The sequence below is a fragment of the Streptomyces sp. HmicA12 genome (assembly GCF_000373565.1).
In the GTDB taxonomy this organism is placed as follows: domain Bacteria; phylum Actinomycetota; class Actinomycetes; order Streptomycetales; family Streptomycetaceae; genus Streptomyces.
The window spans coordinates 110,723-127,353 of the sequence record NZ_KB891807.1 but is presented as its reverse complement, the minus strand read 5'-3'; the positions used below and the strand labels follow the sequence as shown (position 1 = coordinate 127,353).

The 16,631-nt window shown below is 71.7% G+C and carries 15 protein-coding genes; 10 read left to right on the top strand and 5 right to left on the bottom strand.

The features are described 5' to 3' along the window. The first annotated feature begins 29 nt into the window (after window positions 1-29). Together B072_RS0116880 and B072_RS0116875 are read left to right on the top strand one after the other, a co-directional pair. The gene (locus B072_RS0116880; protein ID WP_018531134.1) at window positions 30-386 is read left to right on the top strand and encodes a winged helix-turn-helix transcriptional regulator; all 357 of its coding nucleotides are present in this window, start codon (window positions 30-32) and stop codon (window positions 384-386) included. A gap of 135 nt (window positions 387-521) precedes the next feature. Further along, window positions 522-1,646 (top strand): serine hydrolase domain-containing protein, encoded by a 1,125-nt coding sequence (locus B072_RS0116875; RefSeq protein ID WP_018531133.1) that lies wholly within the window; start codon window positions 522-524, stop codon window positions 1,644-1,646. Here the strand turns inward: B072_RS0116875 and B072_RS0116870 are convergent. Next, entirely contained in the window at window positions 1,621-2,196 is a 576-nt protein-coding gene (locus tag B072_RS0116870) for an HXXEE domain-containing protein (RefSeq protein WP_018531132.1), read from the bottom strand. The genes B072_RS0116875 and B072_RS0116870 overlap by 26 nt on opposite strands. 341 nt (window positions 2,197-2,537) lie before the next feature. Between B072_RS0116870 and B072_RS0116865 the strand changes: the two genes are divergently transcribed. Further along, window positions 2,538-3,824: a phosphatase PAP2 family protein gene (locus tag B072_RS0116865; protein ID WP_018531131.1), complete on the top strand. Its 1,287-nt coding sequence runs from the start codon at window positions 2,538-2,540 to the stop codon at window positions 3,822-3,824. Between the two features lie 16 nt (window positions 3,825-3,840). On the opposite strand, the gene B072_RS0116860 is transcribed toward B072_RS0116865, so the two are convergent. From B072_RS0116860 to B072_RS0116845, 4 genes are all read right to left on the bottom strand, one after another. Next, window positions 3,841-5,052: a polyamine ABC transporter substrate-binding protein gene (locus tag B072_RS0116860; RefSeq protein ID WP_018531130.1), complete on the bottom strand. Its 1,212-nt coding sequence runs from the start codon at window positions 5,050-5,052 to the stop codon at window positions 3,841-3,843. Between the two features lie 128 nt (window positions 5,053-5,180). Next, window positions 5,181-7,772, bottom strand: coding sequence for an MXAN_6230/SCO0854 family RING domain-containing protein (locus B072_RS0116855; protein ID WP_018531129.1), 2,592 nt, complete (start codon window positions 7,770-7,772; stop codon window positions 5,181-5,183). Window positions 7,773-8,023: 251 nt separating this feature from the next. After that, the gene (locus B072_RS0116850) at window positions 8,024-8,527 is read right to left on the bottom strand and encodes a DUF1990 family protein (protein WP_018531128.1); all 504 of its coding nucleotides are present in this window, start codon (window positions 8,525-8,527) and stop codon (window positions 8,024-8,026) included. Further along, complete coding sequence (locus B072_RS0116845) at window positions 8,524-9,966, bottom strand: gamma-aminobutyraldehyde dehydrogenase (protein WP_018531127.1); 1,443 nt, start codon at window positions 9,964-9,966, stop codon at window positions 8,524-8,526. The genes B072_RS0116850 and B072_RS0116845 overlap by 4 nt, the downstream gene beginning before the upstream one ends. Window positions 9,967-10,158: 192 nt before the next feature. Here B072_RS0116845 and B072_RS0116840 point away from each other — a divergent pair, with 192 nt between their 5' ends. From B072_RS0116840 to B072_RS0116810, 7 genes are all read left to right on the top strand, one after another. Next, on the top strand, window positions 10,159-10,662 hold the full coding sequence (locus tag B072_RS0116840) for an Lrp/AsnC family transcriptional regulator (protein WP_018531126.1): 504 nt from the start codon (window positions 10,159-10,161) through the stop codon (window positions 10,660-10,662). Further along, a complete protein-coding gene (locus B072_RS0116835) occupies window positions 10,647-12,029 on the top strand; it encodes an aspartate aminotransferase family protein (protein WP_420707544.1) in 1,383 nt (460 codons plus the stop codon). Before B072_RS0116840 ends, B072_RS0116835 begins: the two co-directional genes overlap by 16 nt. Window positions 12,030-12,212: 183 nt before the next feature. Further along, on the top strand, window positions 12,213-12,980 hold the full coding sequence (locus tag B072_RS0116830) for an ABC transporter ATP-binding protein (RefSeq protein ID WP_026245931.1): 768 nt from the start codon (window positions 12,213-12,215) through the stop codon (window positions 12,978-12,980). After that, on the top strand, window positions 12,962-14,125 hold the full coding sequence (locus B072_RS0116825) for a hypothetical protein (protein WP_018531123.1): 1,164 nt from the start codon (window positions 12,962-12,964) through the stop codon (window positions 14,123-14,125). The genes B072_RS0116830 and B072_RS0116825 overlap by 19 nt, the downstream gene beginning before the upstream one ends. 80 nt (window positions 14,126-14,205) lie before the next feature. Beyond that, window positions 14,206-14,619, top strand: coding sequence for a VOC family protein (locus tag B072_RS0116820; RefSeq protein WP_018531122.1), 414 nt, complete (start codon window positions 14,206-14,208; stop codon window positions 14,617-14,619). A gap of 38 nt (window positions 14,620-14,657) precedes the next feature. Next, the gene (locus B072_RS0116815) at window positions 14,658-15,809 is read left to right on the top strand and encodes an LOG family protein (RefSeq protein ID WP_018531121.1); all 1,152 of its coding nucleotides are present in this window, start codon (window positions 14,658-14,660) and stop codon (window positions 15,807-15,809) included. 187 nt (window positions 15,810-15,996) lie between these two features. Further along, entirely contained in the window at window positions 15,997-16,617 is a 621-nt protein-coding gene (locus tag B072_RS0116810; RefSeq protein ID WP_018531120.1) for an LAETG motif-containing sortase-dependent surface protein, read from the top strand. Window positions 16,618-16,631: the final 14 nt, after the last annotated feature.

Sequence of the window (16,631 nt, the reverse complement as noted above, 5' to 3'; positions counted from 1 at the left end):
TAGGCGGCTCTTCGGGCACCATTCGGTACGTGACCAGTGACCAGCCTCAGCTCGCCGACTGCCGGGCCCGCCTGGCCTTCGATCTGCTCGCGAACACCTGGAACGCGGTGCTGATCTGGGCCCTGCGCCACGGCCCGTGCCGACCGGGCGAACTGCGCGGGCGGATCGGCGGGATCAGCCCGAAGGTGCTGACCGAGACCCTGCGGCGACTGGAGTTCAACGGGCTCGTGACGCGGCGCGCGTACGTGGAGTCGCCGCCGCGCGTGGAGTACGAACTGACCCCGCTCGGCGCGACGTTGCTCGGCCCCATCGACGCCTTCGGGGCGTGGGCGTTCGAGCACGGCGACGAGGTCATGGCCGCCCAGGAAGAACACGAAGCCCCCTAGGGGACTCCCGCACCCGGCCCCGGGGACGGGCCTCGTCCTCGATCCTGATGTCCGGCCCGGCGCGGCGCGGAAGGGTGGTCGACATCGCGGTCGACACCGCACACCACGTCTGAACACCACGCCCTGGAGCCCCAGTTGAAGCGTCGCGCCTTCCTCGCCCTGTCCACCGCCGCTGCCACCGCTGCCGCCGCCCCGACGCTCGCGGGTCCGGCCGCGGCCACCACCGGCACCGGACTCGACACCGCCGCGCTGCGGCAGGCCGTCTCCGGGTTGCCGGACGGGGACGCCACCGCAGCTCTGGTGAGAGTCGGCGGACGGGCCGGGGCCTGGCACGGGGGCGGTGGGGTGCACGATCTAGCGTCCGGGCGGGCCGCCGACCCCCACGCGCGCTTCCGTGCCGGGTCGACGACGAAGGTGGTCACCGCCGCCGCCGTGCTGCGGCTCGCCGCCGCGCGCCGGGTCGATCCGGACGCCCCGGTGCAGCACTATCTGCCCCGCCTGTTCCGCGGTACGGAGTTCCACCGGCCCGTATCCGTACGGCAGTTGCTGAACCACACGAGCGGCATCCCGGCGGGCATCGGCTGGGGCGACGCGTTCGCCGACCAGTACGCGCACCGCTTCGACGTGCTGCCGCCCCTGAAGGTCGTGACGTCGGCGCTCGCCAAGAGGCCGGAGTTCCTGCCCGGGACGCGGCAGCACTACCTCAACATCAACTACACGATCCTCGGCCTGCTGATCGAGCGGGTGACCGGGCAGTCGTACGCGGACGTGGCCACGCGGCTCGTGCTGCGCCCGGCCGGGATGCGGCACACGTACTTCCCGGGTGCCGACCCGACGATCCGGGGCGCGCACAACCGTGGGTACCAGCTGGTGGACGGCGAGTTCGTGGACGTGACGGAGTGGGTGCAGGCCGACCGGTGGGCGGCGGGCGACATGATCTCCACGACCGCGGACCTGGAGCGGCTGATCGTCTCCCTCTTCCGGGGACGGATCGTGCCCGCGCCGCAGCTGAAGGAGATGTTCACCGTGCCGGCCGGGATCGACGGCGCGACGCGGACCGCGGGGCTGCAGCGGATGGACCTCGGCGACCTCACGTTCTGGGGCAAGACCGGTGCCCGGTACGGCTACAACACGGCGATCGCCGCGGCCCGCGACCTGTCGCGCACGCTCGTCTACTCCGTCAACGCGACCGACGCGAAGGACGAGGAGATGAACCCCGTCGCCCAGCGCATCGTCATGGCCGCCGCCCGGGGCGCCTGATCCGCCGCGCGACTCCGTGCGAGACCACCGTCGCCGCGGCCGCCCACGCGATCCCGGCGACGGCGTCGCGCCCGCGGCCCGGGCGCAGCACCCCGGCCCGCTTCAGGCGCCGCCGGGCCCACACCGTGAACGGCACGACGAGGGTCGGCGACGTGGCGGCGCCGGGGGTGCAGCCGCGGACGGCGACCGCCTGCCCGATGTGCAGGAGCCCGCGCAGGCCGAAGCCGTTCAGCATCGCCTGGTACGTCGCGCCGCGTCCGCCGCTCGCCCAGCCGGCGGCCGCGCCCGCGCCCGCGCCCGCGCCCGCGCCCGCACCGACGATCCCGGCCATCACACCGACCGCCACCGCGAACTCCCGCTCGTCGACGCCCTCCAGGGCCCACCACACCCGCTCGGGCACCCGCGCCCACCGCTCGCGCAGCTCCGGCAGGCGTCCCCGGATCCAGCGGGGCGCGGCGAGCACCTCCTCGGTGTCGTGCAGCGCCCAGAATCCGGTCGACGCCTTCGAGCAGGCGGCCGGGGCCGAGGTCGTCCGCGTGGATCGCGCCACCGAACGGGAGGGCGCGGGCCCCTCGCTCCCTCCTCCCCCCCGCCCCGGCGACGTACAGCAGCCCTTCCCCGCGTACACGTACGGGGCGTCGCCGGGCGCCACCGGAAGGGCTCCTTCCTGACCTGCCCCTATGAGGCTGACCCTCGTGCCGTTAGCATGTTCGAGCCCGTCACGACCACCCCGGTCACCTGTAATTCACCAGAAACTCATGCCGCCCGACGACCACGTGCCCCTGGCCCCACAGCCACTCGCAGCCACTCGATGAGCCGGAATTGACGACCACACCACCTCGAATATCCCCGCCTGACCACCCCGGGCCCCTGTGGCGACGGCCACGCACCGTGCTGTGGACCGTGGCGGGGGTGGCGACCCTCGGTTTCCTGATCGCGCTGGAGTTCGCGGCCCGCCGCTACGGTCAGCCGGGTCCGCTCACCGTCGAGGCGCAGGAGCTGATCTTCGCCCCGCACTCGGGGCCGCTGCTGTACGCCGGTCTGGCGCTGGCGATGGTGGTGCTCAGCTGGCGGCAGCGGTTGATCGCCGCGGCCGCCGCCGTCGGCATCGACATCGTGTTCTGCCTGGTCCGTCTCGTGGTCGGCGCCGACATGAACTTCGGCAACGGCGCGCTGTGGGTGGTGCTCGGCCTCGCGGTCGTCGCCGTCGTCCGCCGCACCGGCACCGAACGGTCGCTGCTGCTCAAGGGCTGCGGCCTCGGCATGCTGCTGGTCTTCGGGCACAAGACGGGCGACACCTGGCTGCTCATCACGGCCAAGGAGCACCCGCAGGTCCTCGACCCGTACGTGGCCCTCGCCGATCACGCGCTCGGCAACCCGTCGTGGGTGGCGGGCCGCGTCCTGGAGGCGATCGGCCCCGTCGGCAGCCACACCCTCAACCTGGTGTACGGCCAACTCCCGCTCGCGGCCGCCCTCGTGGGCCTCTACCAGCTGCGCAACGTGGCAACCGAGCGCCGCTTCCCCGCCCACCACCTGGTGCGTACGTTCCTGGTCATCGGCCTGATCGGGCCCGCCATCTACATGATCTTCCCGGTGGTCGGCCCGGTCTACGCGTACGGCGCCGAGGGCGGGGCCTGGGCCGTGTCCCACGTGTGGCCGGACGTCCTGCCGGCCATCGGCAGCCCGCACCCGGTCCTGTTCGACGAGATCACCCCGCGCAACTGCATGCCCAGCCTGCACACCGCGTGGGCCACCTCCCTCTTCATCCACACCCGCAGGGGCTCGCGGCCGATGCGGTACGCGGGCGCGTTCTGGCTGGTGGCGACGCTCAGCGCGACGCTGGGCTTCGGCTACCACTACGGCGTGGACCTCGTCGCGGGCGTGGTGTTCGCGCTGACGATCGAGGCGGCGATGCGCGCCTTCGCCCGCGGCTGGGACCTGTCGGCGGTCCGCCTGGTCTCGTACGGCACGGTGGTCTTCTCCGTGCTTCTGGTGGCGTACCGCTTCCTCCCGGTGCAGCTTGCCGCGCACCCTTGGCTGTTCGGTCCGCTGCTGCTGCTCGCGATGGCCTCGGTGATCCTCTTCTACGTACGGACCACCCAGGCCTGGGAGCCGAAGCCGGCGCCCCCGCGGCAGCCGGAGTCACACCCGACGGAGCCCCAGCCCGAACTGGCCTGAGCGACCGTACCGGGCGCTACAGCCCCGCGATCGCGTTCCACCGCTTCGCGAACTCGGTGCGCTCCTTCGACGTGATGTCGCGGGCGATGGCGAGCCGTGAGCGCATCGCGTCGTCCGGGAAGATCAGCGGGTCCTCGGCGAGTTCGGCCGTCTCCTTGTCCTTGGAGGAGGCGAGCACGTCCTTGGCGGCGGGCACCGGGCACACGTAGTTGACCCACGCGGCCAGTTCGGCGGCGACCTCCGGCCGGTAGTAGTAGTCGACGAGGCGCTCGGCGTTGGCCTTGTGGTCGGCGAGGTTGGGGATCATCAGCGACTCGGCCCACAGCTCGGCGCCCTCCTCGGGCACCACGAACTCGATGTCCGGGTCGTCGGCCTGCAGCTGGATGATGTCGCCGCTGTACGCCTGGCAGGCGAGGACGTCGCCGCTGGAGAGGTCCTTGATGTAGTCGTTGCCAGTGAAGCGGCGGATGTGCTTGCTCTTGACGAGCTTGTCGACCTGGTCGCAGACCTTGTCGAAGTCGTCGGCGGTCCACTTGGTGATGTCGACGCCGTTGCCCTGCATGAGCAGCGCGAAGGACTCGTCGAGCCCGGACAGGAGGGTGACGCGCCCCTTGAGGTCGTCGGCCCACAGGTCGGAGACGTGCTTGATCTCGCGGCCCAGCCTGCGCTTGTTGTACGCGATGCCGGTGATGCCGGACTGCCACGGCACGGTGGACTTGCGGCCGGGGTCGAAGGCGGGTGAACGCAGCAGCGGGTCGAGGTACTTGGTGACGTTCGGCTGCCGCGCGCGGTCCATCTCCTGCACCCAGCCGAGGCGGACGAAGCGGGCGCACATCCAGTCGGAGATGACGATGAGGTCGCGGCCGGTCTTCTGGTGGTTCATCAGCGACGGGCTGATCTTGCCGAAGAACTCGTCGTTGTCGTTGATCTCTTCGGTGTACTTGACCTGGATGCCGGTCCGCTTCTCGAACGCGTCGAGCGTGGGCCGCTTCGACGGGTTGTCGTCGTCGACGTCGATGTAGAGCGGCCAGTTCGCCCAGGTGAGCCGCTGGTCGGAGGAGGACAGGTCCTGGCCCGCGCGGTCGCCGGGCCCGACGTACGCGGCGGGCACCCCGCAGCCCGTGGCGAGCGCGCCGACCGCCGCGGCCGTGGCGCCACCGCCGAGGGCGCGCAGCAGGGATCGACGGGTGACCTGGGCCTTGGGGGTGGAAAGGTTCGCTCGCACCACCGAAGGATGCCGCCGCGACACCCACGGGGACAATGGACGCTGCGTCGAGCGGGGCGGTCAGCAGCCGACACCCTGTCGATGATGTGCGGCCCGGGCGGGCGCCGGGTGCGGCGGCCGGGCCGCCCGGGTCACTTCGGCCCCGGCTCCAGCCACGCCACCAGTTCGGAGGCGGTCACCCGGGCGAGTCCGGCCGCGTCGGCGGCACCGGGGAACAGCCGGTACAGGGTGCCCGTGTGGGCGTCCGGCAGCTCCGCGTACTCCAGGGCGGCGAAGACGCGCCGCCCCGCCGGGCCGGGCGATCCGCCCGCGCCGTCCGGCTCCCAGCCCTCGCGCACCCGCAGCGCGAACTCGTGACGCGGCTCGTCGGCGGCGCGCCGGTAGACGCGCTCGCCGTTCTGTCCGCGCACCCGGATCTCCCCGTCGGTGCGCGCGGCGGCGGCCCAGCACGCCACGTCCCACAGGGTGGCGCGGTCGCCCGCCTGGAACGCGTCGAGGAGATCGCGCCCGAGCCGGCGCAGCCGCTCCCGGTGCCCCCACACGTTGTGCCGGGTGTCCTCGCCCGTCGGGAGCGTGACATCGGCCCACCAGGCGCGCAGGGTCCGCAGATCGACGACCATCGGCACCATGGCCTTGGCGTCCCCCGCGAGGTCGAAGCGCTGCCGCACGGCCCGGGCGTCGAACGCGGCCCTGGCTCCCCGCTCGACCCCCATGAACCCCGCGAAGGAGTCCGGGAGTTGATCGAAGGGCACGTCGTTGTACGAGAACACGACGGGCACCGCGAACCGCACACCCACCCCGCGCAGCCGCCCGAGGTCCAGGTCGACGTACTCGCTGGCGCCGTGCGGCGGCGGCGCGGACGTCAGGTCGCCGGAGTGCAGCGCGCCTTCGCCACCCCACTCCAGTGAGGTGTAGTCGCACAGCCCGACGAACCGCCACTGGTCGTCGTAGAAGGCGACCGACAGATCGAGGTCGACGCGCTGCCCCTTCTCCTGCGTCCAGTGCAGGAAGAGCCGCAGCGCCCGCCCGACGCCCGGCGCCGGTACGCGCAGCGCGCTGCCGCGCGGCACGGCGACCAGCGACGCGGCCGAGGCCCGCTCGGCGTACGGGACGGGCAGGTCGGCGAGGCGCGCGTCGAGCACGGCGACGTCGTACCGGTCGCCCGGCACGTCCATCCGCCGCACCGCCTCGGCCTCGATCAGCTCGGCGGCGCGCTCGGCGGTCCTGCGCGGCAGCGGCGGCCGGTGGTCGTCGACGGCGTACGCCTTCGTGACGCGCCCGCGCGGGAAGAACACCCGCCGATGCCCCGGTACGGTCCGCACCGCGAGCTTCCCCCAGGCCCCGAGCAGCGGCCCGACACCGGCGCCGGGCAGGGCGTCGGCGAGCGCCGCGGCGACCTGCTCCGGCGCGCCGTCCCCCACGGCCCGGGACAGCAACACGTCGGTGCGGCGCAGGAGTTCACCGGGCCGTCCGCGCAGCAGCCCAGTGGCGCGCTCGACGTCCCACGCGGCGAGGGCGTCCTCGACGCGGCCCGCCCAGGTCGTCACGCGCAGCCGGTCGCCGACGACCCGCACCGCGTCCCCGTGCCGCGCCGCCTCGGCGAGGAGCGCGTCACCGAGCGGCCCGTCGTCGACGCGCTGCCCGCGCAGCACGGCGAAGGCGAGCGCGGCCCGCGGATGACGGCGTAGGTCCTCGAAGGGGTGCAGCACCTCGCCCACCCGCTTGAACGCGCCGGCCCGCCTCGTCATCTCCTCGACGGCACGCGCCAGGTCCAACTTGTCTATGGAATAAAGGAGTTGACGTCGCAGCGCGCGCGGCACGCTGCGCAGCCGCACCGGCTCCAGCAGGTCCGGGTCGCCGCCGGAGCGCACGGCGAGCAGCCGCAGCACATCGGTGGCGCTGTCCAGGTACCGGCCGAGCGCGGCGGGATCGTGCTCGGCCAGCAGCGCGAGCACGAGCGCCTTGGACTCCCGTACGGGAATGTCGGCGGGCAGCTCGGAAAGCCCGTCCGGGTCGAGGGAGTTGAGCAGGAACACGAGGTCGTCGTGGTCCTGCGGGTTCAGCGGCGTACGGCGCCCGAGCAGGGCGCGCAGCTCGGCGGTGGCGTCGTCGTCGAGGGACGCCCCGAGGCGCAGCGTCCGCAGCACCTCCCGGTCACCGCCCGCGTCGGCCGCGTCGGGCACGTCGAGCCAGGGCCGCACGGGCCCATCGGTCTCGTGGCGGGCCTCGCAGACGGGGCACCGGTACCAGGTGCAGCAGTCCTCGCAGCATCCGAAGTCGAGCGCGCTCCGGCAGGCCCCGCACACCAGGTGGGCGCAGGAGGTGAGAGCGACCACGACCCCGCCCGCGCGCCCGCACTCCATGCAGGGCTGGTGCGGTTGCGCGGCGAGGGCGGCGAGGACGTGCTCCGCGAAGAACGCGTGCCCCCGCCGGTACGGCACCTCGCGCGGAAACTCCTTGAACAGCGGGGCGTGCCGCCGGTCTGCGCCGGTGAGGACGGCGACGTCGGCGAGCAGCCGGGTCCCCGCGCGGGCGAGCCCGTCCTCGTCGAGCGCGGCGAGGGCGCGGCGCAGTGGACCGGTCAACAGGTGCCCCAGGGCAGCGAGTTCGGCCTCCAGGACGACGACTCCGGCCCCGACGACGGAAGATGGCGCCCCGCCGCTCTCCTCGACGTACACCCGCTGCTGCCTGCGCACCATCAGCGCGGCAAGGTCTTCGGTCATCCCCGTCTCACCCCCGTACGTACATGACAGAGCGGGGGCGGGAAGTGGGCGCACTACGGTCTTTTTGCAGAAGAAGAAAGAAGGAAGCACGCCACGGAGCCGCCCCCGCGACGTTCACTGTAGGCGGCCTCCGAGCCGAACGCGCGGCAATAACTCAGCGCCGCCAGGGGCGCGGGGCTGGGTCGATCAGCGGCTCCGCCGCGGGGCGCGAGAAGCCCCACGCACCCGCACCCAGCCCGCGACCCGACCCCCTACGGCGAGACCGCGCAAGCCCTGACCACAGCCCGCAGATACCTCCGCGTCACCCACACCTGCACAGCCCGGGCCACCGGCCCACCCACCCGCGTGAACCACCGCCCGGCCCGGGAGAACGCCCGCACCCGGAACCACACAGAGCCGTCCTCGCCGAGTTCGACAAGAAACGCCTCCTCCCCGCGCTCCGGATGCCCCGGCAACGTCCCGTAGGCGAACCCGACCCGCCCCGAAGAACGAACGACCCGCACCACCCGGCAGGGAATCCGCAGCCACAACGCCCGCAGGACGACATCCGCCCCTTCCCGGACGGGATCCCCCGGCACCACGGAGAGCCCGGCCCCACGCTGCGCGCCCCACGCGAGAACCGCCGCGCCCGCCCGCTCGAAGCACTCGTGCCCCGAGCCGAGACGGACGCGGCGGTCCAAGTGGGCGTACCCCGACGGGAGGTGACCCTCCGTCAGGGTCGCGCCCACTTCCGCATAGGTCAGCGGCGGTGTCACGCGTCCAGCGACGTCATCACGTGCTTGATGCGCGTGTAGTCGTCGAAGCCGTACGCCGACAGGTCCTTGCCGTAGCCGGACTTCTTGAAGCCGCCGTGCGGCATCTCGGCGACCAGCGGGATGTGGGTGTTGATCCACACGCAGCCGAAGTCGAGCGCCTTCGACATGCGCATCGCCCGGCCGTGGTCCTTCGTCCAGACCGAGGAGGCGAGCGCGTAGTCGACGCCGTTGGCGTAGGAGACGGCCTGCTCCTCGTCCGTGAAGGACTGGACGGTGATGACCGGGCCGAAGACCTCGTTCTGGATGATCTCGTCGTCCTGCTTGAGGCCCGAGACGACGGTCGCGGCGTAGAAGTAGCCCTTGTCGCCGACGCGGTGGCCGCCGGCCTCGACCTTGGCGTGGGCCGGGAGGCGCTCGATGAACCCGGTGACCTGCGCGAGCTGGTTCGGGTTGTTGAGCGGGCCGTACAGCACGTCCTCGTCGTCCGGCTGACCCGTCTTGGTCTCGGCGGCGATCTTGGCGAGCGCGGTGACGAACTCGTCGTGCACCGACTCGTGGACGAGCACGCGGGTGGCGGCCGTACAGTCCTGGCCCGCGTTGAAGTAACCGGCCTCGGCGATACCTTCGGCGGCCTTGGCGATGTCGGCGTCGCCGAAGACGACGACCGGGGCCTTGCCGCCCAGCTCCAGGTGGACGCGCTTGAGGTCCTTGGCGGCGGACTCGGCGACCTGCATGCCGGCGCGCACGGAACCGGTGATGGATGCCATCGCCGGGGTCTTGTGCTCGACCATCATGCGGCCGGAGTCGCGGTCGCCGCAGACGACGTTGAAGACACCCTTGGGCACGATGGAGCCGATGATCTCGGCCATCAGGACGGTCGACGCCGGGGTGGTGTCCGACGGCTTCAGCACGACCGTGTTGCCGGCGGCGAGCGCGGGCGCGAACTTCCAGACGCCCATCATCATCGGGTAGTTCCACGGCGCGACCTGCGCGCAGACGCCGATCGGCTCGCGGCGGATGATGGAGGTCAGACCCTCCATGTACTCGCCGGCCGAGCGGCCCTCCAGCATCCGGGCCGCACCCGCGAAGAAGCGGATCTGGTCGACCATCGGCGGAATCTCCTCGCTCCGCGTCAGGCCGATCGGCTTGCCCGTGTTCTCGACCTCGGCGGCGATGAGCTCCTCGGCCCGCTCCTCGAACGCGTCCGCGATCTTGAGCAGGTACTTCTGGCGCTCGCCCGGTACGAGGTCGCGCCAGGCCGGGAACGCGGCCTCGGCGGCGGCCATGGCGGCGTCGATGTCGGCCTGCCCGGACAGCGGCGCGGTCGCGTACGCCTCGCCCGTCGCCGGGTTGACCACATCGGTGGTCCGCCCGTCGGCGGCGTCCCGGAACTCGCCATCGATGTAATTACGCAGACGACGCAGCTCACTGGTGGTCACTGACCGGCCTCCTTGCGGATCGAAAAGGCAGATGTCCACTGCTTGAGACACCCACCCTAATCCGTTCACCGACGTTTTCGACACCCCCCGCCACCCCGGACCTACGAAATCCGTGAGTATCGGAAGCGTAAACAACGAATTTCATCGGTCCGGGGTTGCGAAACGGACGACCCCTCGTGCACAGTGAGGTCCGTGGCCAGTCGCAGCGCAGACCCCAAGGGACCCAGTTCGAAGAACGGCGGAGCCAACCCGTCGCTGGACTCCGTCTCCCTCGCCATCATCGAACAGCTCCAGGAGGACGGAAGGCGTCCGTACGCCGCCATCGGCAAGGCCGTGGGCCTGTCCGAGGCAGCCGTGCGCCAGCGCGTCCAGAAGCTGCTCGACCAGGGCGTGATGCAGATCGTCGCCGTCACCGACCCGCTCACCGTGGGATTCAGGCGGCAGGCGATGGTCGGGATCAACGTCGAGGGTGACCTGGATCCCGTGGCGGACGCGCTGACGGCCATGCCGGAGTGCGAGTACGTCGTGATGACGGCGGGCTCCTTCGACCTGATGGTGGAGGTCGTCTGCGAGGACGACGACCACCTTCTGGACGTCATCAACAAACGCATCCGGGCCCTGCCCGGCGTGCGCTCCACCGAGAGCTTCGTCTACCTCAAGCTCAAGAAGCAGACCTATATGTGGGGAACCCGATAGCCGTGAGCACCAAGGACCTCAGCCAGAGCGCGTACGACCACCTGTGGATGCACTTCACCCGCATGTCGTCGTACGAGAACGCGCCCGTTCCCACCATCGTGCGTGGCGAGGGCACCTACATCTACGACGACAAGGGCAAGAAGTACCTCGACGGCCTCGCGGGCCTGTTCGTGGTCCAGGCCGGCCACGGCCGCCAGGAGCTCGCCGAGGTCGCCGCCAAGCAGGCGGCCGAGCTGGCCTTCTTCCCGATCTGGTCGTACGCCCACCCCAAGGCCGTGGAGCTCGCCGAGCGCCTGGCCCACTATGCTCCGGGCGACCTCAACAAGGTCTTCTTCACCACCGGTGGCGGCGAGGCCGTCGAGACCGCGTGGAAGCTGGCGAAGCAGTACCACAAGCTCACCGGCAACCACCAGAAGTACAAGGTCATCTCGCGTGCGGTCGCCTACCACGGCACCCCGCAGGGCGCCCTGTCGATCACGGGCCTGCCGGCCCTGAAGGCTCCCTTCGAGCCGCTGGTCCCCGGTGCCCACAAGGTGCCGAACACCAACATCTACCGCGCCCCGATCCACGGCGACGACCCGGAGGCCTTCGGCCGCTGGGCCGCCGACCAGATCGAGCAGGAGATCCTCTTCGAGGGCCCGGAGACGGTCGCGGCCGTCTTCCTGGAGCCGGTGCAGAACGCCGGTGGCTGCTTCCCGCCGCCGCCCGGGTACTTCCAGCGCGTGCGCGAGATCTGCGACCAGTACGACGTGCTGCTCGTCTCCGACGAGGTCATCTGCGCCTTCGGCCGCCTCGGCACGATGTTCGCCTGTGACAAGTTCGGCTACGTCCCGGACATCATCACCTGCGCCAAGGGCATGACCTCGGGCTACTCCCCGATCGGCGCCGCGATCGTCTCGGACCGCATCGCCGAGCCGTTCTACAAGGGCGACAACACCTTCCTGCACGGCTACACCTTCGGCGGCCACCCGGTCTCCGCGGCCGTCGGCCTCGCCAACCTCGACATCTTCGAGCGCGAGGGCCTCAACCAGCACGTGCTGGACAACGAGGCGAACTTCCTCAGCACGCTGCAGAAGCTCAACGACCTGCCGATAGTCGGCGACGTCCGCGGCAACGGCTTCTTCTACGGCATCGAGCTCGTCAAGGACAAGGCCACCAAGGAGTCCTTCACGGACGAGGAGTCGGAGCGCGTGCTCTACGGCTTCGTCTCCAAGAAGCTCTTCGAGTACGGCCTGTACTGCCGCGCCGACGACCGTGGTGACCCGGTCATCCAGCTCTCGCCGCCGCTGATCTCGGACCAGGCGACCTTCGACGAGATCGAGGGCATCATCCGCCAGGTCCTCACGGAGGCCTGGACGAAGATCTGAGCCCCTGCTCAACTGGCTTGATCCACGGCCCGGTTGCGCCCATCCGAGTGAGATGGGAGCGGCCGGGCCGCGTCTTTTTCCCGAGTCCCCCCTTGAGATACCTAGCGTGCCCAGTGACCGATCGGCCCCGCCTTCGTTCCCCCGTACGGGGGAAGGCAACTGATCTGAACCGAGGTGTACGCGATGGTGGCCCCGCCGGACAACGACGTGCTCTGGGCACGCGCTCTGCACTTCTCCCACGGCGGCTCGCCCGCGCTCACCGGGGTCTCCCTCGGTGTCCGCGAGGGCGAGATCCTCGCCGTCACCGGCCCGCGCGGCGCGGGCAAGACGACGCTCCTGCAGTGCCTCTCGGGCCAGCTGCTGCCCGAGAAGGGCGGGGAGGTCTGGTTCAACAGCACCCCCGTGCACACCATGGGCGCGCTCGTACGGGAACGGCTGCGCCGGGACCGGTTCGGCTGGATCGACCCGGAGCCGGCCCTCGTCCCCGAGCTGAACGTGTGGGAGAACACCGCACTGCCGCTGATGCTGCGGGGCACCGGCCGGCGCCCCGCCAAGACCGCCGCGCACGAGTGGCTGGACCGGCTCGACGTCGGCCACCTCGCCCGCAAGCGCCCGCACACCCTGGTCATGGCGGAACGGCAGCGCGTCGCCATCGCCCGCGCCCTGGTGCACGCCCCGAACGTGGTCTTCGCCGACGAGCCGACCGCGACCCTGCACCGCGCCGACCGCGCCCACGTGCTGCGGACACTGACGGCGGCGGCCCGCTCGCACGCCATCACCGTCGTCCTGGCCACGCACGACAGCGAGGTCAGCGCCCTGGCCGACCGCACGGTGTCGCTGCTCGACGGCCGCCGCGTGAACACGGTGCACCTGCCGGCCGGGAACACGGACCCGAAGCCGGCCGACCCCACCGACACGGAAGGCCGGGCCGCGTGCTCGCTCTCCGTCTAGCCCGCGGCGCCCATCCCCTCGTCCAGCTGCGCAGACTCATGGTGGCCGCCGCCTCGGCGGGCACCGGATTCCTGCTGCTGTGCACGCTCGGCCACGCGATGGGCCACCCCGACGCCTCCGCCAACTCCCTGCTGCGCCTCGCCTGGTGCGTGATCCCGCTGGCCGCCACCGTGTACTTCGCGGTCGCCGTGGCCCGCTCCGACCCCGGCACGAAGCCCCGGTCGGGTCTGTCGGCGGTGGGCCTCGGCCCGGGCCGCCTCACGCTCCTCACGGCGATCTCGACCGCCATCGCCTGCACCCTGGGCTCGATGCTGGCGCTGCTGTTCTTCCTGCACCTGCGGGGCGATCTGTCCGGGCTGCCGTTCGACGGGGCGGCCCGGGAGCTCCTGGCCGCGAACGAGCCGCTGCCGCTGGCCGCCGCGCTGACCCTGCTCACGTTCGTGCCGCTCGCCGCGTCGGGGGCCGCCGCGTTCGTGCTGCGCCCGCAGACCGCCAAGCCCGGCAAGCCGGCCACCGAGCAGGCCGAGGAGCCGACCCCGGCGCCGACCGGCCTGCCGTGGGGCATCGCGCTGCTCGCCGCCGGACTCGCCGTGGAGACCTACGCCTCGCACGCCCCCGGCGACGACGGCTTCCCCATGCCGGGCGGGCTCGGCGGCTCCTCCACCGGGGTCCTGGCCGGCTGGGCGCTGACCGCGCTCGGCCTCGCCCTCGCCGGCCCCGGCCTCACCTACCTCTGCGGGCGCGCCCTGCAGGCGGTGCGGCCCGGCGCGGTACGGCTGCTCGCCGGGCGCGTGCTCCAGGAGGAGGCGCGGCGCATCGGGCACCCCCTCGGCGTCGTCTGCGCGGTCGCCTCGGGCACGTACGCGGCGACCGTCCTGTACGCGGGCGGCGGGCCCGACCTCGGGCCGCTGTCCGCGCTCGGCGCGGCCCTGGTGGTCGGCTGCACCGTCGCCACGCTGGTCACGGCCGCGATCGAGGCCCGCCAGTCCCGCAGGCACACGACGGCGGCGCTGCTGCGCCTCGGCGCGCCCGCGACGATGCTGCGCGGTGCCGCGGCGCTGCGCGCGGGCGTCCTGCTCGCCGTCTTCGGACCGCTGACCTGGGCCGTCGCGGAACTTTCGGCGATTCCGCTGATGTCGCGATGAGTTTCGGTGGCGGCCGCCGTCTAACTCCACGTACGGCATGACACCCACAGGCCATTGACCGAGAAGGCGACGGACACCTCATGACCCAGTACCAGCAGATGATCTTCACCAACCTGGCCGTGAGCGACCTGGAGGCGTCCAAGAAGTTCTTCTCGGAGCTCGGGTACACGCTCAACGCCCAGTTCTCCGACGAGACCTGCGCCTCCTTCGTGGTCAGCGAACACATCGTGATCATGCTTCTCACGAAGGAGAAGTACGCGAGCTTCACCAAGAAGGCGATCATCGACTCGCACAGCAACAGCGAGGTGCTGCTGTGTCTGAGCGCCGAGAGCCGCGAGAAGGTCGACGAGCTCGTCGGCAAGGCGCTCGCGGCGGGCGGCACCGAGAGCGGCGAGAAGCAGGACTACGGCTTCATGTACGGCCGGGCCTTCGACGACCTCGACGGCCACACCTTCGAGATCATGTGGATGGACCCGTCGGCCATCGAGAGCTGACCAACTCCCCCGCCGGGGACCGTGCTTAGCATGGGCGGGTGCCGACACCAACTGACCCCGCCCTGCCCAGCACCACCTCCGACCACGAGATCGAGACGCTCGCCGAGTTCGACGAGGTGGTCGCGGACCGCGGCAGCCTCAGCAAGCACCGCGTACAGGCCGTCGACCTGACCGCCCGTACGCGGTCCCTGCTCGCCACCGACGTCGAGGGCGCCGTCTTCCTCGGCTGCCCCATGGAGCCGGAGGCGGCCGCCCAGGTCAGGGCGCGCGGCGCCCTGGTCTTCCCGCCGGTCCCGGGCCTGCCCTTCGACCCGTACCGCGGTCACCTCTACACACCCGACGAGCTCTTCGAGGGCCTCGCGTCGCCGGACGGTTACGAGGCGACCCCCGACTCCCGCGCCTACGCGTGGTTCCAGCGGACCAAGGCCGACGGCGACGTCTTCGCGTCGATGCTGCGCGCCGTCCACGACGACTCGATCTCCGACGCGCTCGACGAACTCCTCGTCGGGGCGCGGGTGGTGGGTGTGATGGGCGGTCACGCGATGGCCCGCGGCACGGACGCGTACGCGTCCGCCGCCCACCTCGGCCGCACACTGGCCCGCGCCGGTCTCACCGTGGCGACGGGCGGCGGCCCGGGCGCCATGGAGGCGGCGAACCTGGGCGCGTACGCGGCGCCGCTCGACGACGCGATGCTGGACGAGGCCCTCGAACTCCTCGCCAAATCACCCTCGTTCACCCCGTCGATCACGGACTGGGCGGCGGCGGCCTTCGAGGTCCGCACCCGCTGGCCGGACGGCGGCCCCTCGGTCGGCATCCCCACCTGGTTCTACGGCCACGAGCCGCCGAACGCCTTCGCCGCCCACCTCGCCAAGTACTTCGCGAACGCCACCCGCGAGGACGGCCTCCTGGCCCGCTCCAACGCGGGCGTGATCTTCCTGCCGGGCGCGGCCGGCACCGTGCAGGAGATCTTCGACAACGCGACGCCCAACTACTACGAGTCCCGCGGCGAACCGACCCCCATGGTCCTGGTCGACCGCGCCCACTGGACGGAGCGCCTCCCGACCTGGCCGCTGCTCCAGGCCCTGGCCCGGGAGCGTTCGATGGAGTCGCGGATCGCGCTCGTCGACACGGCGGAGGAGGCGGGCGAGGCACTGAAACGCCTTTCGGGGTCAAGCACGGGTCAAGTCTGACATTGTGATCCTGTTGTGTATTGACGCTGCGTCACCGCCCCCTATAAACGTGAGGGGACCGTGGGGGCGACGTGACGCAAGCGGCGATCCGCTTCCGTGCCGCTCCCTCTTCCTGCACTTGATCTCGTGAAGGACAACCGTGTCCCCAACCCCCCGTATATCCGCACGTGTCGGGCGTATCGCCGGTGTGTCGGCCGCAGCTGCCGCGCTCGCCCTCGGCGTCGCGGGCACCGCGTCCGCGTGCAACATCAGTGAGTTCACGGCCGCCGCCAACTGCACCGACGGCAAGGGCGTCATCACCGTCACCGACAAGGACAGCTCGGGCACCCCGGCCACTGTCACCCTCTACCTCCAGTCGAACGGCTCGGAGAAGGAGGTCGGTTCGCAGGTCGTGACGGGCTCCGCCGAGGGTGCCACCATCACGTTCGAAGAGAACTGGGCGCCCAAGGCGACGTACCGCATCCACGTCAAGACGGACAAGTACAACGTCGACGAGGACATCAAGGGCGGCGTCACCACGCCCGCGACGGCCTGCGCCACCGAGAAGCCGACCCCTCCGGCTTCCACCCCGCCGGCGTCCAGCCCGGCACCGTCGAAGCCGGCCACCAAGCCGACCCCGTCGGCCTCCGAGTCCACGTCGGCGGCGGCCCCGGCCCCGTCCAACTCGGCCTCCCCGGCCGGTGACTCGAACCTCGCCGAGACCGGCGCCAGCTCGAACACCGGCATGTTCGCCGGCATCGCGGCGGCGCTGGTCGTCGCGGGCGGCGGCGTGGTGTTCGCCCTGCGCAAGCGCGGCGCCAAGAGCTGACCCGACGAAAGCGG

Coding starts and splice junctions, on each gene's coding strand:
- B072_RS0116855 (WP_018531129.1), bottom strand. CDS start 7,772: ATGACCGAAGACCTTGCCGCGCTGATGGTGCGCAGGCAGCAGCGGGTG.
- B072_RS0116830 (WP_026245931.1), top strand. CDS start 12,213: ATGGTGGCCCCGCCGGACAACGACGTGCTCTGGGCACGCGCTCTGCAC.
- B072_RS0116820 (WP_018531122.1), top strand. CDS start 14,206: ATGACCCAGTACCAGCAGATGATCTTCACCAACCTGGCCGTGAGCGAC.